The organism is Streptomyces sp. NPDC005263 (assembly GCF_042872365.1).
Classification (GTDB): Bacteria; Actinomycetota; Actinomycetes; order Streptomycetales; family Streptomycetaceae; genus Streptomyces.
The window spans coordinates 387,158-407,670 of record NZ_JBIAKJ010000003.1; the positions used below are offsets into that span (position 1 = coordinate 387,158).

At 71.5% G+C, this 20,513-nt stretch carries 18 protein-coding genes and 1 riboswitch; of the genes, 11 read left to right on the plus strand and 7 right to left on the minus strand.

The genetic code is table 11. The features are described from left to right. Positions 1-66 precede the first annotated feature (66 nt). A complete protein-coding gene (locus ACFYRY_RS15365; protein WP_389146225.1) occupies positions 67-915 on the minus strand; it encodes a DMT family transporter in 849 nt (282 codons plus the stop codon). A gap of 136 nt (positions 916-1,051) precedes the next feature. On the opposite strand from ACFYRY_RS15365, the gene ACFYRY_RS15370 reads away from it, so the two are divergent. From ACFYRY_RS15370 to ACFYRY_RS15380, 3 genes are all read left to right on the plus strand, one after another. Continuing rightward, positions 1,052-1,402 carry a hypothetical protein gene (locus ACFYRY_RS15370; RefSeq protein ID WP_389144619.1) on the plus strand — a complete coding sequence of 117 codons (351 nt, stop codon included), beginning with the start codon at positions 1,052-1,054 and terminating at the stop codon, positions 1,400-1,402. A gap of 106 nt (positions 1,403-1,508) precedes the next feature. Further along, positions 1,509-2,702 carry a glutathionylspermidine synthase family protein gene (locus tag ACFYRY_RS15375; RefSeq protein WP_389144623.1) on the plus strand — a complete coding sequence of 398 codons (1,194 nt, stop codon included), beginning with the start codon at positions 1,509-1,511 and terminating at the stop codon, positions 2,700-2,702. A gap of 157 nt (positions 2,703-2,859) precedes the next feature. After that, positions 2,860-2,950: riboswitch (ZMP/ZTP riboswitch) on the plus strand. Between the two features lie 41 nt (positions 2,951-2,991). Continuing rightward, positions 2,992-4,443, plus strand: coding sequence for a glycine hydroxymethyltransferase (locus ACFYRY_RS15380; RefSeq protein ID WP_389144626.1), 1,452 nt, complete (start codon positions 2,992-2,994; stop codon positions 4,441-4,443). 12 nt (positions 4,444-4,455) lie between these two features. Here the strand turns inward: ACFYRY_RS15380 and ACFYRY_RS15385 are convergent, their stop codons facing one another. Next, positions 4,456-5,181: a hypothetical protein gene (locus ACFYRY_RS15385; protein ID WP_389144629.1), complete on the minus strand. Its 726-nt coding sequence runs from the start codon at positions 5,179-5,181 to the stop codon at positions 4,456-4,458. Positions 5,182-5,309: 128 nt separating this feature from the next. On the opposite strand from ACFYRY_RS15385, the gene trpS reads away from it, so the two are divergent. After that, the gene (trpS, locus tag ACFYRY_RS15390; RefSeq protein ID WP_389144632.1) at positions 5,310-6,374 is read left to right on the plus strand and encodes a tryptophan--tRNA ligase; all 1,065 of its coding nucleotides are present in this window, start codon (positions 5,310-5,312) and stop codon (positions 6,372-6,374) included. A 152-nt stretch (positions 6,375-6,526) separates the two neighbouring features. Beyond that, positions 6,527-7,111, plus strand: a complete 585-nt coding sequence (locus tag ACFYRY_RS15395; protein ID WP_389144635.1) for a 2'-5' RNA ligase family protein — start codon at positions 6,527-6,529, stop codon at positions 7,109-7,111. 6 nt (positions 7,112-7,117) lie between these two features. Here the strand turns inward: ACFYRY_RS15395 and ACFYRY_RS15400 are convergent, their stop codons facing one another. Both ACFYRY_RS15400 and ACFYRY_RS15405 read right to left on the minus strand, forming a co-directional pair. Then, a complete protein-coding gene (locus ACFYRY_RS15400; RefSeq protein ID WP_389144638.1) occupies positions 7,118-7,873 on the minus strand; it encodes a decaprenylphospho-beta-D-erythro-pentofuranosid-2-ulose 2-reductase in 756 nt (251 codons plus the stop codon). A gap of 58 nt (positions 7,874-7,931) precedes the next feature. Continuing rightward, entirely contained in the window at positions 7,932-9,293 is a 1,362-nt protein-coding gene (locus ACFYRY_RS15405; protein ID WP_389144641.1) for an FAD-binding protein, read from the minus strand. Positions 9,294-9,502: 209 nt separating this feature from the next. On the opposite strand from ACFYRY_RS15405, the gene ACFYRY_RS15410 reads away from it, so the two are divergent. After that, complete coding sequence (locus ACFYRY_RS15410; RefSeq protein WP_389144645.1) at positions 9,503-10,411, plus strand: YihY/virulence factor BrkB family protein; 909 nt, start codon at positions 9,503-9,505, stop codon at positions 10,409-10,411. Here the strand turns inward: ACFYRY_RS15410 and ACFYRY_RS15415 are convergent. After that, positions 10,359-11,714: a D-alanyl-D-alanine carboxypeptidase family protein gene (locus ACFYRY_RS15415; RefSeq protein ID WP_389144648.1), complete on the minus strand. Its 1,356-nt coding sequence runs from the start codon at positions 11,712-11,714 to the stop codon at positions 10,359-10,361. The two genes, ACFYRY_RS15410 and ACFYRY_RS15415, sit on opposite strands and share 53 nt — an antisense overlap. A 91-nt stretch (positions 11,715-11,805) precedes the next feature. On the opposite strand from ACFYRY_RS15415, the gene ACFYRY_RS15420 reads away from it, so the two are divergent. The 4 genes from ACFYRY_RS15420 to ACFYRY_RS15435 all read left to right on the plus strand — a co-directional run bounded on the left by ACFYRY_RS15420 (position 11,806) and on the right by ACFYRY_RS15435 (position 15,674). Beyond that, entirely contained in the window at positions 11,806-12,045 is a 240-nt protein-coding gene (locus tag ACFYRY_RS15420; RefSeq protein ID WP_389144651.1) for an SCO4848 family membrane protein, read from the plus strand. Between the two features lie 57 nt (positions 12,046-12,102). Further along, positions 12,103-13,419 (plus strand): metallophosphoesterase, encoded by a 1,317-nt coding sequence (locus ACFYRY_RS15425; RefSeq protein WP_389144653.1) that lies wholly within the window; start codon positions 12,103-12,105, stop codon positions 13,417-13,419. Between the two features lie 201 nt (positions 13,420-13,620). Further along, positions 13,621-15,177 (plus strand): ABC transporter substrate-binding protein, encoded by a 1,557-nt coding sequence (locus ACFYRY_RS15430; RefSeq protein ID WP_389144656.1) that lies wholly within the window; start codon positions 13,621-13,623, stop codon positions 15,175-15,177. Between the two features lie 95 nt (positions 15,178-15,272). After that, positions 15,273-15,674: an ATP-binding protein gene (locus ACFYRY_RS15435; RefSeq protein ID WP_389144658.1), complete on the plus strand. Its 402-nt coding sequence runs from the start codon at positions 15,273-15,275 to the stop codon at positions 15,672-15,674. A gap of 6 nt (positions 15,675-15,680) precedes the next feature. Here the strand turns inward: ACFYRY_RS15435 and ACFYRY_RS15440 are convergent, their stop codons facing one another. Next, complete coding sequence (locus ACFYRY_RS15440; protein WP_389146228.1) at positions 15,681-17,123, minus strand: ATP-binding protein; 1,443 nt, start codon at positions 17,121-17,123, stop codon at positions 15,681-15,683. 80 nt (positions 17,124-17,203) lie between these two features. Continuing rightward, on the minus strand, positions 17,204-17,929 hold the full coding sequence (locus tag ACFYRY_RS15445) for a response regulator transcription factor (RefSeq protein WP_389144661.1): 726 nt from the start codon (positions 17,927-17,929) through the stop codon (positions 17,204-17,206). A gap of 165 nt (positions 17,930-18,094) precedes the next feature. Between ACFYRY_RS15445 and ACFYRY_RS15450 the strand changes: the two genes are divergently transcribed. Further along, on the plus strand, positions 18,095-20,509 hold the full coding sequence (locus ACFYRY_RS15450; protein ID WP_389146231.1) for an MMPL family transporter: 2,415 nt from the start codon (positions 18,095-18,097) through the stop codon (positions 20,507-20,509). Positions 20,510-20,513 lie beyond the last annotated feature (4 nt).

The window sequence follows — 20,513 nt, forward strand, 5'->3', positions numbered from 1 at the left end:
GGCGTGACGCACGCGAACGCTCCACCGGCTTCCCCGCCGCCTCCCGGCCCCCGGCCCCCCGGCCCCTCAGGGCGTCACCGCCTCCCGCGTGTCGACCGCCGACGGTGCCTCCCCGAACCGGGCCAGCGCCAACGCCCCGGCGACCGCGACGAGGAAGCCCAGCACCGCGACCCACCCCAGGCCCTCCCGGGTGCGATCCCCGAGCCAGATCACCCCGACGGCCGCCGGACCGACCGTCTCGCCGATCACCATGCCGGCCGTGGCCGCCGTGACCGAGCCCGAGCGCAGCCCCGACGTCAGGGCCAGGAACGCCGCCGCGCCCCCGACCAGCAGCGCGTACACCGCCGGATCCCGCACCAGGTCCGAGACCGCGAGCGTGTCGATCAGCCGTACCGCCACCTCGACCACCCCGAACCCGAACCCGGCACCCAGGCCGAGCACCGCGGCCCGCCCCCGCTCCGGCAGCCGCCCCCCGTTCAGCCCGAGCAGCAGCACCGCGAAGGCCGTCCCGAGCAGGGCGTAGTCCAACCCCGCGGGCCCGCCCCGGTCGCCCTCCGTGCCGGACGCGATCCCCAGCAGTGCCAGCCCCGCGCACACCACGCCCACCGCACCCCACTCACGTCCGCTCAGCCGCACCCGCAGCAGCCGCGCCGCGACCACCGCCGTCACCGCGAGGCTGGACGCCAGTGCCGCCCCGACGGCGTAGATCGGGATCGACCGCAGCGCGGCGACCTGGAACAGGAACCCGAGGCCGTCCAGCGCCAGGCCGGCCAGGTACCGCCACTGCCTGACCGCCCGCAGGAACAGCGTCGCCTCCCCGACGTCACCCCCCGCGGTGTCCGCCGCCCGCGCCGCCACCGCCTGCAACACCGTCGCCGTACCGAAGCAGACCGCGGCACCGAGCGCGCACACCATTCCGAAGAGCACACAGGGACTGTAGGGGAGGCGCGAGCGGCGGCCCCCACTGCCGCGCCCTCCCGCCGCTCTCTAAACTGTCCGGCGACATCGGACACGGGCCGCGCACCGGGCCCGACAAGGGGGAGACACGAACATGGCGGACGCACGACGGCAACTTCGCTCGGGAACGGTCGCGCTCGGCGGCGTGGGCCTGCTCGCCATGGCCCTGACGGCCTGTTCCTCGGACCCTGACAAGCGCTGCGTCGACCGCGACAGCTACACCCTCTCCAAGGGCTACAAGGTCGTCAGCGACAAGAACTGCAAGTCCTCCACCCGTGTCAACGGCATGTACTACTACGGCGGCAAGAAGAAGAGCGGCTGGGTGAAGGGCGGTTCCTTCACCAAGCCAGGCAAGAAGTCCGGGTCGGGCGGGTCGGGCGGCAGCGGCGGAGTGGACCGCGGCGGCTTCGGCGACAGCAGCGGCGGCAAGGGCTCCGGCGGCTGACCGGCCGTCCGTAACTCCGCCACGCGTCCGAAAGGCACCCGCGACGGCTGACGACCGTCCGCAACCCTCGCCACCACTCACCCGAAAGCCACCCGGAAGGCCCCGCGTGGAACGCCACACCATCGAGCCCCGCCCCGGCTGGCAGCAGACCGTGGAGGAGCAGGGGCTCGTCTACCCGCTCACCCGCTACCCCGACGACTCCCTGCGCCCCTACTGGGACGAGAGCGCGTACTACTCCTTCACGCTCCCCGAGGTCGAGGCGCTGGAGGAGGTCGTCGAGGAACTCCACCGCATGTGTCTGACGGCGGCCGGGCACATCGTCGCCGAGAACCGTTTCGCCGACCTCGGCATCACCGACCCGCGGGTGACCGAGACGGTCGCCGAGGCCTGGCGCCGCCGCGCGGAACTCCCGTCCGTCTACGGCCGGTTCGACCTCCGTTACGACGGCACGGGCCCGGCGAAACTGCTGGAGTACAACGCCGACACCCCCACCTCCCTGGTCGAGGCCGCCTCCCCCCAGTGGTTCTGGATGGAGGAACGCTTCCCCGGCGCCGACCAGTGGAACTCCCTCCACGAACGTCTGATCGCGGCCTGGAAGAAGCAGGCCCCCCTCCTCCCGCCCGGCAGCCCCCTCTACTTCGCGCACTCCTCGGCCGACGAACTCGGCGAGGACCTCATGACGGTCGCCTACCTGAAGGAGACCGCGGAGCAGGCCGGCCTGGACACCGACTGGATCGCCATGGAGGAGATCGGCTGGGACCCCCTGTCCGGCCGCTTCGTCGACAACCAACTCCGCTTCATCCGCAGCTGCTTCAAGCTCTACCCCTGGGAGTGGCTCACCACCGACCGGTTCGCCGACCACGTCCTGGACACCCTCGACAACGGCGGCGGCACGGGCAGCACCCTGTGGATCGAACCGGCCTGGAAGATGCTGCTGAGCAACAAGGCACTGCTGGCGATCCTCTGGGAGCTGTACCCGGGCCACCCGAACCTGCTCCCCGCCCACCTGGACGGACCGCGGGAACTGGCACGGACGACCGGCTACGTGGCCAAGCCCCTGCTGGGCCGAGAGGGCGCCGGGGTCACGATCCACCAGCCGGCCCCCGCCGCCCCCGCCCCGCCCCCACGCGAAGACGCCTGCTGCTACCAGGAGTTGGCCCCGCTGCCCGACTTCGACGGCAACCACGTGGTCCTCGGCGCCTGGGTCGTCGAGGGCGAGTCCGCGGGCCTCGGCATCCGCGAGTCCTCCGGCCTGGTCACGGACGAGTACGCCCGCTTCCTGCCCCACGTCGTCCGCTGAGGGCCGTCCGAAAACACGTTGCCGGGCCCGGACCGGCCCCGTGACCACCCCGGGCAGGTCCCCATGACGGCGGCACTCCGCGTCCACCCTCCGTGTCATCTCACCGCTCGCATGGTGGACGTGGCACCGTCGCCCCCCGGCGCGCCCGGTAGGCTGGCCGACAGGCCGTGACTGGCGCGCTGGGATGGGACGGACCATCGGGGAGCGGCCTGCGAGAGTGACAAGTGCCGTGCGCCTGGGCCGACCCGTGAACCGTGACCGCTTCAAGCCACGCCGCCCGGAGGCCGCCATGTCAGAGCAGCAGCCCCTCTCCAACGAGTCCACCGCCTACCGCGCGGCCCTCGACGTGATCCGCGCCGTCGAGCCGCGCGTGGCCGACGCCATCGGCCAGGAAGTGGCCGACCAGCGCGAGATGCTCAAGCTGATCGCCTCCGAGAACTACGCCTCCCCGGCCACCCTGCTGGCCATGGGCAACTGGTTCAGCGACAAGTACGCCGAGGGCACCGTCGGCCGCCGCTTCTACGCGGGCTGTCGCAACGTCGACACCGTCGAGTCCCTCGCCGCCGAGCACGCCCGGGAACTCTTCGGCGCCCGGCACGCCTACGTACAGCCGCACTCCGGTATCGACGCCAACCTCGTCGCCTTCTGGTCCGTGCTCGCCGCGCGGGTGGAGGTCCCCGCCCTGGAGAAGGCCGGCGCCCGCCAGGTCAACGACCTCTCCGACGCCGACTGGGCCGAACTCCGTCAGGCCTTCGGCAACCAGCGCATGCTCGGCATGTCCCTGGACGCCGGTGGCCACCTCACCCACGGCTTCCGCCCGAACATCTCCGGCAAGATGTTCGACCAGCGCTCCTACGGCACCGACCCCGCCACCGGCCTCCTCGACTACGAGGCCCTGCGCGCCACCGCCCGCGAGTTCAAGCCGCTGATCATCGTCGCGGGCTATTCGGCCTACCCCCGCCTGGTGAACTTCCGGATCATGCGGGAGATCGCCGACGAGGTCGGCGCCACGCTCATGGTCGACATGGCCCACTTCGCCGGTCTGGTCGCCGGCAAGGTCCTCACCGGCGACTTCGACCCGGTTCCGCACGCCCAGATCGTCACCACCACCACCCACAAGTCCCTGCGCGGCCCCCGCGGCGGCATGGTCCTGTGCGACGACTCCCTCAAGGACCAGGTCGACCGCGGCTGCCCGATGGTCCTCGGCGGCCCGCTCCCGCACGTCATGGCCGCGAAGGCGGTGGCGCTGGCGGAGGCCCGGCAGCCCTCCTTCCAGGACTACGCCCAGCGCATCGTCGACAACTCCCGCGCCCTCGCCGAGGGCCTGACGCGCCGCGGCGCCACCCTCGTCACCGGCGGCACCGACAACCACCTCAACCTGATCGACGTCACCTCCTCCTACGGCCTCACCGGCCGCCAGGCCGAGGCCGCCCTGCTCGACTCGGGCATCGTCACCAACCGCAACGCCATCCCCGCCGACCCCAACGGCGCCTGGTACACCTCCGGCATCCGCATCGGCACCCCCGCCCTGACCACCCGCGGTCTCGGCACCGCCGAGATGGACGAGGTCGCCGGTCTCATCGACCGCGTCCTCACCACCACGGAGCCGGGCACGACGAAGTCCGGCGCCCCGTCCAAGGCCTCGCACATCCTGGACGCCAAGGTGGCGGACGAGATCTCCCAGCGGGCGACGGACCTGGTCGCGGGCTTCCCCCTGTACCCGGAGATCGACCTGGGCTGACGCCCCGGGGGCTCAGAGATCGATCAGTTCCTGGCGTGGCTCCTCCCGCGGCGGTCCGGCACCCGGCCGGGCCGCCGCGCGGCGTATCAGAAACGTGCCGCCGACCCCGGCCAGGACCCCCACGGCCAGCCCGGCGACCGCCGGCCGGGCATCGTCGGCCGCCCACCATCCGGCGCGCCCACCCGCCGCCCGCCCGGCATCCCCGTCCCCGTCCCCGGCGGGCAGCCCCGCGCGCTTCACCTGGTCGAAGACCGAACGCGAGGCCCGGTGCCAGCGGATGTCGTCGTCGGGCACGTCCGGTGCCGGATCCGTACGCACCCACGGTGTGCCGTCCCCGGCCAGGAACAGCTGGTCCTGCCGCTCCATCGCCACGTCACCGCCCGGCGCCGAACCGGTCTGCGGCCAGCCTCCGACCCCGGTCAGCCCCCACAGCACGGTCAGCCGCACCGGCGGATACCTGCCCTCGGCCCAGTCCTCCGGCACCCGCTCCGTCCCGGTGTACGTCGGCTGGAGCAGCGCCCAGAGGCGATCGAAACCCGGCTCACCGGAACGCACCGTCGCCGTCCGACCCGAACCGCCCGCGATGATCACGGCCATGTCCGGCACGTCCCGGCCCGGTCCCCGCGGGGCGGCGTCGGCCCCCGGCCCCCCGAACAGGCCGACCGCCGCGACCACCGGCACCAACACCCCGAGACGCACCCCTCTGCCTCTGCCCCGAGCCGTCATCCGCCCCGTCATCCGCCCCGTCCCCCTCCCACGTCCACCCCTGATTGGTACACCGCTCCCGGCGGATCGGATCCCACCTGTGTCCCATCTGTTTCCGACCAGTTCCGGATCGGCCCCCGACACCTGAGAGAATGGTGAGCATGGCTTCTGATCGCCCACCCGTCGCCGAGCACCCTCAGGGGAATGGCTCCGCCGTGCATCGTCGTCCGCGAGTGCTCTCCGGCATCCAGCCGACCGCAGGCTCGTTCCACCTCGGCAACTACCTCGGCGCCGTCCGCCAGTGGGTGGCCCTGCAGGAGTCCCACGACGCGTTCTACATGGTCGTCGACCTGCACGCGATCACGATGCCGCAGGACCCCGCGGACCTGCGCGCGAACACCCGGCTGGCCGCCGCCCAGCTCCTCGCGGCCGGTCTCGACCCGGATCGCTGCACGCTCTTCGTCCAGAGCCACGTCCCGGAGCACGCCCAGCTGGCCTGGGTCATGAACTGCCTCACCGGATTCGGCGAGGCGTCCCGCATGACCCAGTTCAAGGACAAGGCCGCCAAGCAGGGCGCCGACCGCGCCAGCGTCGGCCTGTTCACGTACCCGATCCTCCAGGTCGCGGACATCCTGCTGTACCAGGCCCACGAGGTCCCCGTCGGCGAGGACCAGCGCCAGCACGTCGAGCTCACCCGCGACCTCGCCGAGCGCTTCAACGGTCGTTTCGGCGCGACCTTCACGGTCCCGAAGCCGTACATCCTCAGGGAGACGGCGAAGATCTACGACCTCCAGGACCCCTCGATCAAGATGAGCAAGTCGGCGTCCACGCCGAAGGGCCTCATCAACCTCCTCGACGACCCCAAGGCCACCGCCAAGAAGGTCAAGAGCGCGGTCACCGACACCGACACCGTGATCCGCTACGACGCCCAGGACAAGCCGGGTGTGAGCAACCTGCTCAGCATCTACTCGACGCTCACCGGGACGGGTATCGCCGAACTGGAGGAGAAGTACGTCGGCAAGGGCTACGGTGCGCTGAAGACGGATCTGGCCGAGGTCATGGTCGACTTCGTGACGCCCTTCCGGGAGCGCACCCAGCAGTACCTGGACGACCCGGAGACGCTCGACTCGATCCTGGCGAAGGGTGCGGAGAAGGCGCGCGCCGTCGCCGCGGAGACGCTGTCGCAGGCCTATGAGCGGGTCGGATTCCTGCCCGCCAAGCACTGAGGCGCCGGCGCGCACGCGTCTCACTGGGCGGAGCGCTGCACATCACTGTGACTGCGCCTGCCCACACCACAGCCGTGGCCGTACAGTCGATAGCCGGGCGGCTGAGAACAACACCGGCACAGGACCAAGCCGACACGACGACAGGAGATGACGTGGGGACCGTAACGATCGGCGTGTCGATCGCGGTCCCGGAGCCTCACGGCAGCCAGCTCCAGGAGCGGCGTGCGGGCTTCGGCGACGCCGCGGCTCACGGCATTCCCACGCACGTCACCCTGCTGCCGCCGACGGAGGTGGACGCCGCGCTGCTGCCCGCGATCGAGGCCCACCTCGCCGAGGTCGCGGCCGCCGGACGCCCCTTCCCGATGCGGCTGTCCGGCACGGGCACGTTCCGGCCGCTGTCGCCCGTGGTCTACGTCCAGGTGGCCGAGGGCGCCGAGGCCTGCACCTGGCTGCAGAAGCAGGTCCGGGACGCCTCCGGTCCGGTGGCGCGTGACCTGCTGTTCCCGTACCACCCGCACGTCACGGTGGCGCACGGCATCGACGACGAGGCCATGGACCGGGCCTTCGAGGAGCTGGCCGACTACGAGGCCCAGTGGCCCTGCACCGGCTTCGCGCTCTACGAACAGGGCGCCGACGGCGTGTGGCGCAAGCTGCGCGAGTTCGTCTTCCGGGGCGCGGTCGTGCCCCCGCAGACGGCCCGTGCGGAGCGGGGCTCCCTGCCCACCAGCCAGCTGTGACGACGGTTACAGCGGCAGCCGCCTGAACACCGTCCGCGGCAGGTGCCGCAGCGCCGACATCACCACCCGCAGGGTGCCCGGCACCCACACCGTCTCCGAGCGCCGGCGCAGCCCCAGCTCGACGGCGGCCGCGACCGCCTCGGGGGTCGTGGCGAGCGGCGTCTCGGGAAGCCCCGCGGTCATCTTCGTCCGGACGAATCCGGGGCGTACGACCATGACGTGCACGCCCGTGCCGTGCAGCGCGTCGCCCAGGCCCTGAGCGAAGGCGTCCAGGCCGGCCTTGCTGGAGCCGTAGATGAAGTCGGTGCGGCGGGCCCGCTCCCCGGCCACGGAGGACAGCACCACGAGCGATCCGTGGCCCTGGTCCTGCAACGCGCTCGCGGTGACCAGTCCCGCCGACACCGCGCCCGTGTAGTTGGTCTGCGCGACCCGCACCGCACCGGACGGATCGCGCTCGTCGTGGGCCTGGTCACCGAGGATCCCGAAGGCGAGCAGCGCCATGTCGATGTCGCCCTCGGCGAACACCTTGCCGAGCACGACCTCGTGGGATTCGGGGTCGAGCGCGTCGAAGGCGACGGTGTGCACGTCCGCTCCCAGCGCGCGCAGCTCCGAGGCGGCCGCCTCCAGCGCGGGCGTCGGCCGCCCGGCCAGCCACACCGTACGGGTGCGGCGGGCGATCAGCCGGCGCGCGGTCGCCAGCGCGATCTGGGACGTACCGCCCAGGACGAGCAGGGACTGGGGAATGCCGAAGGCGTCCTTCACGACAGCTCCTAGAGATTGCCTGACGGGCTGGAGGGCTGGAGGGCTGGAGGGCTGAGGGCTAGAGGGCGAGACGCCGGGACAGGTCCGAGGTGAACACCCCGCGCGGGTCCAACTCCGCGCGCAGTGCCCGGAAATCGTCCAGTCGCGGGTACATCGCGGTGAGCAGGTCGGGTCTCAGCCGGGAGTCCTTGGCGAGACAGACCCGCCCGCCGGCCGTGGCGACCTCCTCGTCGAGTTCGTCGAGGAAGGCGCCGAGGCCGGGCAGCCCCGCCGGGATGTCCAGGGCCAGCGTCCAGCCCGGCACGGGAAAGGACAGCCAGCCCGGATCGGCGTCCCCGAAGCGCTTGAGGACGGCGGGGAAGGACGGGCAGCGGCGCTCCGAGACACGGCGCACGATCCGGCGTACGGCGTCCTCCTGGCCGCGGCCGACGACGAACTGGTACTGCACGCAACCGCCGCCGCCGTGGATCCGGTTCCAGTGCGGGACCCCGCCGAGAGGGTGGAAGAAGCCGGAGATGCTCTGGAGTTCACCGGTACGCGCGCGCGGGGCCGTGCGGTACCGGAGTTCGTTGAAGAGGCCGACGGTCGTCCCGCTGAGCAGGCCCTCGGGGAGGAAGACGGGGGCGGAGGCCGGGAGAAGACGGGCGGGTCGGAAGGCCGGCGGCTGCCTCCGCCGACGGGCCGTTCTCGGCAGCGCCTCCAAGGGAGCGTGGTCGCCGCTGGTCAGCACCCCGCGGCCCGTCGCCGTGCCCCGCGCCATGAGGTCGATCCAGGCGACGGAGTAGCGGTAGCGGTGGTCGGTGGCGGTCAGACGCGCCATCAGGTCGTCGAGGTCCCGTGCGCGTTCGGTGTCGACGGACATCAACGAGGTCTCGACCGGCTGGAGTTGCACGGTCGCGGTGAGGATCACACCGGTCAGGCCCATGCCTCCGGTGGTCGCGTCGAACAGGGGCGTGCCGCGTCGGACCGTGCGGACCTCGCCGTCGGCGGTGAGGAGTTCCAGGGACAGGACGTGCCGGGAGAAGGAGCCCGAGACGTGCTGGTTCCTGCCGTGGATGTCCGCGCCGATCGCGCCGCCGACGGTGACGTACCGGGTGCCCGGTGCCACCGGCACGAACCAGCCGAGCGGCAGCAGGAGGTCCATCAGCCGGTGCAGGCGGACGCCCGCGTCGCACAGCACGATCCCGCCGCTCGCGTCGATCACATGGACGCGGTCCAGGCCCGTCATGTCGAACACCGCGCCGCCCGCGTTCCGCGCCGCGTCCCCGTGCGCCCGCCCCAGGCCCCTCGGAATGCCGCCACGGGCCCCGCAGTCCCGGACGGCGGCCGCGGCCTCCTCGTAGGTCCGGGGGCGGATCAGCCGGGCGGCGATGGGGGCGGTGCGGCCCCAGCCGGTGGCGGAGACGGTGTCGGCAGGCATGACCGTGACCGTATCGCCCCTTTGTGGTCGATCAGTTTGGAAACATTCCCATCCTCCCCGAAATGGGTGGTTAGTGGGATGTCACCCAATATTGCCGGAGTTCCAGCGAGATAGGCGTGCACAGTTCTGTGTTTCCGGGGTATCAGAACTCTTGTCTTCCGTGACCGGGCGGGAGTTGAATCGTGAGCTGACCAGGGCAGAGTCGGATCATGGACTGGCTGAAGAAGCTCCCCGTCGTCGGGCCGCCGCTGGCGCGCCTGATGACCACCCACGCGTGGCGGTCGTTCGAGCGCCTGGACCGGGTGAAGTGGACCCGGCTGGCCGCCGCGATGACCTTCACCAGTTTCGTCGCGCTCTTCCCGCTGCTCACGGTGGGCGCCGCCATCGTCGCCGCCGCTTTCGGCGAGGCCCAGCAGAACGACCTCCAGCGCAAGATCGCCGAGCAGGTCCCCGGCATCTCCGATCAGCTCAACCTCGACGGCCTGGTGGAGAACGCCGGCACCGTCGGCCTCATCGCGGGCGCCGTCCTGCTGTTCACCGGCATCAGCTGGGCCGGTTCGATGCGTGAGTGTCTGCGGGCGGTGTGGGAACTGCCGGACGAGGAGGAGAACCCGGTCCTGCGCACGGTCAAGGACACCGGGATCCTCCTCGGGCTCGGCGGCGCCGTGCTGGCCACCCTCGTCGTCTCCACCATCGCCTCCGCGATGATCGGCTGGACCACCGACCTGCTGGGCGTCGACCGGGCCGGCTGGGGCAGCGTCCTGCTGCGGATCGCCGCGTTCCTGGTCGCCGTACTCGCGGACTTCCTGCTGCTCCTCTACGTCCTCACGCTGCTGCCCGGCGTCGAGCCGAGGCGGCGCCGTCTCTTCGTGGCCGCGCTGACCGGCGCGGTCGGCTTCGAGCTGCTGAAGCTGCTGCTGAGCGGCTATATGCAGGGCGTGGCGGCGAAAAGCATGTACGGCGCCTTCGGGGTTCCCGTCGCCCTGCTGCTGTGGATCAACTTCACGTCGAAGCTGGTGCTGTTCTGCGCCGCGTGGACGGCGACGCAGAGCAAGGAGGACGACCTCACGGACGAGCCCGACGGCGTACCAGATCCGGCAGTGGCCACCGGCGGTTGACCAGGAACGCGGCGCCCGCGAGCAGCACCAGCACCCCGCCGGTGATCGCCAGCGCGATCCCCATGCCGCCGGAGCCGCCCCCGGTCGTGGCGCTCGCGACCGGCTTCGTGGACGGCTTGGACGAAGCACCGCCGTTGTCGGAGCCCCCGGCCTGCCCGGAGTCGTCCGTGCCCGGCGTGCTCGCCCCTGCCGAGCCCTTCGGCGGCACCAGCTCGCCCACCGGCTGCACCTTGCCGACCGCCTTGAAGCCCCAGTCGAAGAGTTTGGCGGTTTCCTTGTAGACCTCGTTGTGCTCGTTCTTTTCCGGGTTCATGACCGTGACCAGCAGCACCTTGCCGCCCCGTTCGGCGACTCCGGTGAAGGTGGCGCCCGCGTTGGTGGTGTTGCCGTTCTTGACGCCCGCGATACCCGGGTAGACGGAGACGTCCGAGTCGCCGGCCAGCAGCCGGTTGGTGTTCTGGATCTCGAAGGTCCCCCGGGTCGTCCTGCCCTTGTCCTTGCCCTTCTTGACCTTCGTCGTCTCGCCCGGGAACTTCGCGGTGACCGTCGAGCAGTACTCGCGGAAGTCCTTCTTCTGCAGTCCGGAGCGGGCGAACAGGGTCAGGTCGTACGCGGAGGAGACCTGCCCCGGGGCGTCGTAGCCGTCGGGGCTCATCACGTGCGTGTCGAGGGCCTGGAGCTCCTCGGCGTGCGTGTTCATCTGCTCGACGGTGGTGTCGATGCCGCCGTTCATCTGCGACAGCACGTGCACGGCGTCGTTGCCGGAGCGCAGGAAGACCCCGAGCCACAGGTCGTGGACCGTGTAGGTCTCGTTCTCCTTGATCCCGACCATGCTGGAGCCGGCGCCGATACCGGCCAGGTCGGAGGGGGCGACCTTGTGCTTGTCGGTCCTCGGGAACTTCGGCAGGACCGTGTCCGCGAACAGCATCTTCAGGGTGCTCGCCGGGGGGAGCCGCCAGTGCGCGTTGTGGGAGGCCAGTACCTGGCCGGATTCCGCGTCGGAGACGATCCACGAGCGCGCGGTGAGGTCCTTGGGCAGGACCGGGACCCCACTGGCCAGATTCACCTGTGTCCCGGCCTGGCCGAGGCGTTCGCCACCGACGGACGACATCCGCGCCGGGGGAGTGGCCGTCGGACTGCCGGACGGACTCTTCGAGGGACTGCCGGACGTTCTGCCGGACGGGCTTCCACTGGAGGACGGGTCGGGCGCCGCGTACGACAGGGGCGCGGTCAGCGCGAGGGACGACAGGACTGCGGTGGTGACCAGCAGGGATCGCCTGGCGGTCTTCTTGGGTGCGGACACGGTGAGGAACGTACATGGCACGGGGCGTGAAGTCCCGCCGCCCTCCCCACCCCGGGAACGGAACCGGACACCGGGCGGCGATACTGGACGCATGAAGCTCAGCCGCCCCGTCTCCTGGTTCCTGCTCGCCTTCGGGGTGTGGAGCTGGGTCATCTGGGTCACTTTCGTCAAAAACCTGGTCAACGACAGCAGCGGGCTCGCGTTCGACGACGGCCACCCCACGGCGTACTTCTGGGTGCACCTGACGCTGGCCGTCGTCTCCTTCGTATTGGGGACGGCCGTCGGCGGCATCGGGTTGCGCGGAGTCCGCGCACTGCGCCGTACGTCATAGCCGACCGGCCCGACCGCCCACTACGGGGACACAAGGCCCACTACGGGGGACAAGACCGTGGTCATACTTTTCGTCCTGCTCGTCCTGGTCGTCCTGGCCGTGCTGGTGACGGCCAACTGGTACCTGTGGAGACGCCTGTTCCGCGACACGACCAGGGCCCCCGGCCCGGTGCGCCGCGCGGGCGCGGTGCTGATCGCGGGCGGCTGGGTGCTGGCGATCACGGCCCTCGTCGCCGAGCGCACCGGCGCACCCTTCTGGCTCCAGCGCACCCTGGCCTGGCCGGGCTTCCTGTGGATGGCGCTGTCGATCTACCTGCTGCTCGCGGTGGCGGTGGGTGAGGCCGTACGGCCCCTGCTGCGACGGTTCCTGGAGCGGCGGGCGGGCGCCGGGACGGCCGTACGACAGCCGGAGCCCGACCAGGTCCCCGAGCCGCAGTCGGTCCCGGCGGGGTCGACGCCCCTGCCGGAGCGGGACGGCGAGAAGGACCCCGAGCGGGACGGTGGGAAAGGTCCCGAGCGGAACGGCGAGTCGGCCCCGCCTCCGCCCCTCCCCTCCCGCCGTCTCTTCGTCTCCCGGGTGGTCGGTGGCGCCGCCGTCACGGCCGCCCTGGGGACCGTCGGCTACGGCACCTACGGCGTCCTGAACGGCCCCACGGTCAAGCGGGTCACCGTGCCGCTGGCCAAGCTTCCGCGCGCGGCGCACGGTTACCGGATCGCGGTGGTCAGCGACATCCATCTGGGCCCGATCCTGGGCCGGGGTTTCGCCCAGCGGGTCGTCGACACGATCAACGGCACCCAGCCCGACCTGATCGCGGTCGTCGGCGACCTGGTGGACGGCAGCGTGAAGAACCTGGGCCCGGCCGCGGCGCCGCTGGCCCAGCTGAAGGCCCGCCACGGTTCCTACTTCGTCACCGGCAACCACGAGTACTTCTCCGGCGCCCAGCAGTGGGTCGAGGAGGTCCGACGGCTGGGCCTGCGCCCGCTGGAGAACGACCGGACCGAACTGGCCCACTTCGACCTCGCGGGCGTCAACGACGTGGCGGGCGAGAGCGAGGGCCAGGGGCCCGACTTCGCCAAGGCGCTCGGCGACCGGGACACGGCACGCGCCTGTGTGCTCCTCGCCCACCAGCCGGTCCAGATCCACGACGCCGTCGAGCACGGCGTCGATCTCCAGCTCTCCGGCCACACCCACGGCGGCCAGCTCTGGCCCGGCAACCTCATCGCGGCGGCCGCGAACCCGACCGTCGCCGGTCTGGAGCGCTATGGCGACACGCAGCTGTACGTCAGCCGCGGCGCCGGTGCCTGGGGCCCGCCGACCCGGGTCGGCGCGGAGTCGGACATCACGGTGATCGAACTGGCCTCGCGGCAGGCCTGAACACGAGGGAACCGCCGGGCGACCTGTGAGAGCGCTGTGAAACCTGGTCGAAACCCGCTTGCGTAAGTTCTTTCTCAACTCGAACAAAACCCCCTTCCCCCGGATGAAACTCCTGTGGTTAGGTGACCTGCGCCGCGGGGGAGCGGCGTATGCGCTGTGGTCCGCCGAGGGGCCCGCGAAGGGCCTTGGGAGGACACACCGATGCGATCGGTTCGCATACGGATCCTGGCGACGCTGCTCGTGCTGGCCGCGGTCGGAGTGGGCGGCTGGCAGTTGCTGCCGGACAACTCCGGTGAGAACCGGACCATCCTGGTCGGTACCAGCGACTCCGTCACCTCGCTCGACCCGGCCGGTGCCTACGACGCGGGCTCCTGGGCCTTGTTCAGCAACGTCTTCCAGTCGCTGCTGACCTTCGAGCCCGGCGGCGCCGCACCCGTCCCGGACGCGGCCGACCACTGTGCCTTCGTCGGCAGCGGTCTGCGCACCTACCGCTGCGAACTGCGCGAGGGCCTCACCTTCCCCGGCGGCCGCGGGGTGACCGCCGCGGACGTGAAGTACTCCTTCGACCGGGTCAAGAGGATCAACTCGCCGGTCGGCCCCGCCTCCCTCCTCGACACCCTCAAGTCGGTGAGCGCGCGCGGCCGGACCGTCACCTTCCAGCTGTCCTCGCCCGACGCCACCTTCCCCTTCAAGGTCGCCACCGGGGCCGGCTCGATCGTCGACCCGACCAAGTACCCGGCGGACGGGCTGCGCACCGGCACCGACGTCGACGGCACCGGACCGTACGGGCTGACCGCGTACACGAAGGGCAAGAAGGCGGTCCTCGCGCCCAACAGCCACTACAAGGGCGCCCTCAAGAGCACCGGCCGGCCCGTGGAGCTGCGCTACTACGCCGACGGCGAGAAACTCGACGCCGCCTGGAAGGCGAAGCGGATCGATGTCGCCACCCGGCAGCTGCCGCCGAAGGTCCTGGCCGGACTGAACGCCAGCGACCCGACTCAGCGCGTCTCCGAGATCGACAGTTCCGAGACCCGCAACCTGTACCTCAACACCCGCTCCGGCTCACCGCTGCACGACTCCCGGGTCCGGCAGGCCATGGCCTGGCTGATCGACCGCGACCGGCTGGCCGCCACCGTGTACGACGGCACCGTCGACCCGCTCTACTCGCTGATCCCGGCCGGCATCACCGGCCACACCACCTCGTTCTTCGACCGCTACCCCAAGCAGGACCCCAAGAAGGCCCGGAAACTGCTCACCCAGGCCGGGGTGACCCTGCCGGTCCGCTTCACCTACGGCTACGGCATCGGCCGTGGTGCCGCCGCCGAGGAGGCCGCGGAGATCAAGCGGGAGCTGGAGGCGAGCGGCCTGTTCGAGGTCACCGTCAAGGGCTACGAGTGGACCGACTTCCAGAAGCGCTGGGCGAGCGGCAAACTCGACGCGTACGCGGTCGGCTGGGTGGCCGACTATCCCGACCCGGACACCTTCGGTGCCCCGCTCGTCGGCTCCGACGGCTCGATGAACACCGGCTACCGCAGCAAGACCGTCGACAGGCTGATCGAGGACAGCCGACGGTACGCGGACCGCGGCGAGACGAGCACGGACTTCCGCGACCTCCAGCAGACCGTGGCGGACGACGTGCCGGTGATCCCGCTGTGGCAGGCCAAGGAGTACGTCGTCACCACCGAGACCGTCGGCGGCGGGCAGTACCTGTCGGACGGCACGGGGGTCTTCCGGCTCTGGCGCCTCGACTGGATCTGACGCGATCTCGCCGTACGGACATCCGCACGGTGGCGCCGGGCAGCCTCCCCACCGAGCACCATGTGACGGTGACGTGTGCGGGGTGAGGAGCAGAGGTGTTGAGACGCAACGCGTTCCGGCTGCCCCGGCACCCGGCGTCCGTCGGTCTGGCCCGACGCCGGGTCCGGGACCATCTGACCGACTGGGGGCACGGGCCCGACGGCCGGGCGCTGGCCGACGCGGTGCTGCTGGTGTCCGAGCTGGCGACCGACGTCATACGCCACGGGCCGTCCCAGGAACGGGAGTTCGAGGTGGCGGTGACCGCGCTGGGCGACGGCTCGGCCCTCATCGAGGTCTCCGACGAGGGCCGGCCGGAGCCCCGCCTCCGGGTGGTCGGCGAGTCGACGGCGACCGGCCTCGGCCCGCACCTGGTCGAGCACCTCTCCGCCGCCTGGGGCGTGTGGAGCAGGGGCCGGCACGGCAGAACCGTCTGGGCCCTGGTGCAGACCACCGCGTGACACCCCCTACGGCGTCCCCGAGGGCAGGGTCACCGTCACCGTCAGCCCCTCGCCCGGCGCCGTCCGCACCGCCACCTCGCCACTGTGTGCCCGCACCACCCCCTGCACGATCGCCAGGCCCAGACCGCTGCCCGCGCCCCCGCCGGCCCGGAAGAACCGGTCGAAGACCCGCGCCGAGTCCTCCGGACCGAGCCCCGGCCCCTTGTCGGTGACCCACAGCCGCACGACCCCGTCCGCCCGCGCCACGCCGAGCCGCACCGGCACGTCCGCGGGCGTGTGGATGCGCACGTTGGCGACCAGGTTGCCGAGCACCTGCCGCAGCCCGGACTCGTCGGCGCGCACCAGCAGGGAGCCGTCGGCGTCGACCATGATGGGTCGGCCGGGCTGCTGCACCCGGAGATCCTCGGCCGCGTCCCGCACCAGACGGCTCACGTCCACGTTCCGGAAGCGCAGTTCGGGCCGCTGGTCGAGACGGGCGAGGGTGAGCAGCTCGTCGACGAGCCGGCCCATGCGATCGGCCTCCGCCATCACCCGCCCCCAGGCCCGCTTGCGCTCGTCCGGGTCGGACAGCATCCCCTGGTCGTACAGCTGGAGGTAGCCGCGTATCGCGGACAGCGGGGTACGCAGCTCGTGCGAGGCGTCGGCGACGAAGCGACGCAGCTGGGCGGCGCTGTCCTCGCGGGTGCGGTACGCCGACTCCACCTGGTGGAGCATCGAGTTGAGGGCGAGGCGGAGCTGCTCGACCTCCTGCGTCGGATGGTGACTGGACGGCACCCGCCGGGTCAGGTCCCCCTCGGCGATCGCCGACGAGGTCTCCACCATGTCCTCCAGCGGCCGCATCCGTCTGCTGACGCTGAGCATCGTCAGACAGGCCAGCAGCGCCAGCAGCACGGTGCCGATGGTCAGGTCGAGCTTGATGGCCTTGGCGACGCCCTTGTGGAGGGCGTCGGTGGACGTCCCGAGCAGGATCCGGGTGCCGTCGGCGAGCCGGATCCCGGTCACGCGGTAGGGGGCTCCGTGCAGTGAGACGTCGTGCGGCTCGGGATCCTCGACGATCCGGTCCGGGTCGTCGACCGCGGCCACCAGACCGCGCTGGGCCTCGGTCGGCCGGAACCCGAGGAGGCCGACGGGCTCGCCCCGGCTGTCCACGGCGGCGAAGATCGAGTCCGGCCGCGGCTGCTCGTCCGTGGCCTGCGGGGCGAGCCGGTTCCGGACGAAACCCAGCACGCTCAGCGAGTCGATCTGCCGCAGGGTGAGCTGCGAGCCGCCCAGCGAGTCACGGGTCTTGGTGAGCTCCGTGTCGATCTGGTCCAGCAGGTAGTACCGCATGCCCATCACGCTCACGGCGGTCGCCGCGACGATCCCGAGCGCCAGCAACGCCACGTTCGCCAGCGTCAGCTTGCCGCGCAGGGAGTGGGTACCGCGTTTGCGGCGGGCCCCGAGGAGGATACGGCCTGCCCCGGGCCACCTCGGCGGACCCACTCCCGACGTCAGCCACTTCGGAAGGCCCACGCGCGCCTTCGGGGGTTTCAAGCCAGCCCGTATCCCACGCCCCGCCGGGTGGTGATCACCGGCGGTCCCAGCGTGTCCAGTTTGCGCCGCAGATAGCTGATGTACGTCTCCACGACGGTCGACTCGGCCGGGATGTGCTCGTACTGCCAGACATGGCGCAGGAGCTGCTCCTTGGGCACGATCCGGCCGTCGTTGCGCACCAGGAAGCGCAGCAGCGCGTACTCGGTGGGGGTGAGTTCGACGGAGCGGCCCGCCCGGTGCACCGAGTACGTCGTGTCGTCCAGCTCCAGGTCGCCGTAGCGCAGGGGTGGCCGCTGCGGGAGGACATCGGCCGGCCGGGTCCGGCGCAGCACGGCCGTGATCCGCGCGACGACCTCGTCGATGTTGAACGGCTTGGTGATGTAGTCGTCGCCGTAGCCGAGAGCGCCGACGATCTCGGCGGGCGAGTCGCGGGCGGTGAGGAAGACGACCGCCAGGTCGGGGCGCTCGGCGCGCAGCTGACGGCCCAGGGCGCGGCCGTCGCCGTCCGGGAGCATCACGTCGAGCAGCGCCACGTCGATGGGGGTCCCCCCGCGCGAGCCTGCTCGAGCGTGGGGGAGGGTGCGCTCGGCGAGCGTGAGCGCCTCGCGGACCGTGCCTGCCGTCATGACCTCGAAGCGGTGGTAGCGCAGGGCGATGGCGAGCACGTCGGCGATGCTCTCCTCGTCCTCCACGACCAGCACGGTGCCTGGACCCGTCGTCATGCCCCCAGTATCGGCGGGGCCACTGACAACCGGGCGGGTTCGGAGCTTTGGAGTTCCTTGAGAGTCATGGCCGGTCACCCCCACGCGCGCGCGGCGCCGCCAATTCTGGTGCGCAGGACCTGGGGGACCGACTGATCGACTGAGGAGCTGTTGAGCGTGGCGGTATTGGCACGGTGGTGCTATCGGCACCGGCTGGTGGTCCTGTTGCTGTGGGTGGGGGCGTTGTTCGGCCTGGGCTTTTCGGCCTCTACGGCGGGAACGGACTACGCGAACGTCTTCTCCCTCCCGAACACGGACTCCAAGCGCGCGTACGACCTGATGGAGAAGGCCTTCCCGCAGAGCGCGGGCGACACCGACACGGTGGTGTGGAAGGTCGACGAGGGGTCGGTGAGGGACCAGTCCGTCCGGTCCCGTATCCAGCCCGCGCTCGACGAGATCGCCGGCATGAAGGGCGTCGGCGGCGTCACCGGCCCCTACGCGGCGGGCGCGCACCAGATCAGCGGCGACGGGCGGATCGCGTACGCCCAGATCACCTTCGCCGACCAGGCGAACGCCGTACCCAAGGAGCTGGTGGAGAACGTCGTCGACACCGCACAGGGCGCCGAACGCGCCGGACTGCGGGTCGAGTTGGGCGGCCAGGCGATCCAGCGGGTGCAGGAACCGCCCACCGGCCTCGCCGAGATGATCGGCATCCTGGCGGCGGCCGTGGTCCTGTTCCTGGCCTTCGGGTCGCTCTTCGCGATGCTGCTGCCGCTCGCCGTCGCGATCTTCGGTGTCGGCACCGGCATGTTCTCCACACAGCTGCTCAGCCATGTCACCGACATCCCCGACCTGGCCCCGCTGCTCGCCACCCTGATCGGCCTCGGCGTCGGCATCGACTACGCCCTGTTCATCGTCACCCGCCACCGCAAGGGCATCCTGCGCGGCATGGACCCGGAGGAGTCGGCGGTCACCGCCCTCAACACCTCCGGCCGGGCCGTGCTGTTCGCGGGCGGCACGGTGTGCATCGCGCTCGCCGGGATGCTGGTGACGAACCTGCGCTTCCTGGACGGTGTCGTCATCGGCACCTCGCTGACCGTGGTGCTGAGCGTCCTGGCCGCCACGACACTGCTGCCGGCCCTGCTCGGCTTCCTCGGCTCCCGGGTGCTCAGCCGCCGGCAGCGGCGCAGGCTCGCCGCGAGCGGGCCGGAGCCCGAGAAGGCGAGCGGCCTCGCCGCCCGCTGGTCGACGGGCGTGCAGAAACGCCCCCGCAGGATCGCCGCGGTCGCCCTCGTCGTCATGGCCGTGCTCGCGCTGCCGGTGCTGTCGCTGCGCCTGGGCGCCACCGACCAGGGCAACGACGACGCGTCGACGACCACGAGGCAGGCGTACGACCTGCTCGCCGAGGGCTTCGGGCCCGGCTTCAACGGTCCGCTCCAGGTGGTCGCGGACGGCGGCGACACCGCCACGCTGGTCACGGGCATCAAGGATACGGCGGGCGTGGCCCAGGTCGCCGCGCTGCCGTCCGCGCGGGGCGTGACGGTGATCCAGGTCGTCCCGACCACGTCACCGCAGTCCGAGGAGACGGACCGGCTCATCGACACCCTGCGGGACCAGGTGATCCCGAAGGCGGGGGCGCGGGCCCACGTCGGCGGCGTCACTGCGGTGTCGAAGGACTTCGCGACGGTGACGGGAGACCGCCTGCCGCTGTTCATCGCCACGATCATCGGCCTGGGCTTCCTGCTCCTGCTGGTCGCCTTCCGCTCCGTGGTGGTGCCGCTGACGGCCGCCCTGATGAACCTGATCGCGGCTGCCGCCTCCTTCGGCGTCCTCGTCGCGGTCTTCCAGTGGGGCTGGGGGCTCGACTTCCTCGGCCTGGGCAAGGAGGGCCCGATCAACGCCTTCCTGCCGGTCATCATGCTGTCCCTGCTCTTCGGCCTCTCGATGGACTACCAGGTGTTCCTGGTCAGCCGCATGCACGAGGAGTGGGTGCACACCAAGGACAACGCCCGTGCGGTACGCGTCGGTCTGGCCGAGACCAGCCGCGTCATCAACTCCGCCGCCCTGATCATGGTCTGCGTGTTCCTGGCGTTCGTGCTCAGCGGCGACTCGGGGGCGGCGATGGCGGGCGTGGGCCTGGCCGCGGCGGTGGCGCTGGACGCGTTCATCCTGCGTACGGCCCTGGTACCGGCCGCGATGCACCTGCTCGGCAACTCCAACTGGTGGCTGCCGGCCTGGCTGGACAAGCGGCTGCCGCATCTGGCGGTGGAGCCCAAGGAGGAGACCCCGGCCACGCACTCCCCGGCGACGCCTTCGTCGGCCGGCCGCTCCTCGGCTGTCCACGGCTTCGTCCGTACGGCCGACGGTGACCCGGTCGGGGGCGCGGCCGTCACCCTGGTGACCGAGGGCGGACACCAACTGGACCGGGCCGTGTCGCTGGCCGACGGCTCGTACATCGTCTCGGTCCCGACGCCGGGGACGTATCTGGTGACGACGACATCGGCCTCGTACGGCTCCCGGACCCGTCGGGTGGTCGTCGCGGACGGCCCGGTGGTGCATGACGTGGAGCTGGCGGAGGGGGAGGTGGACGCGGTCAACTGACGGC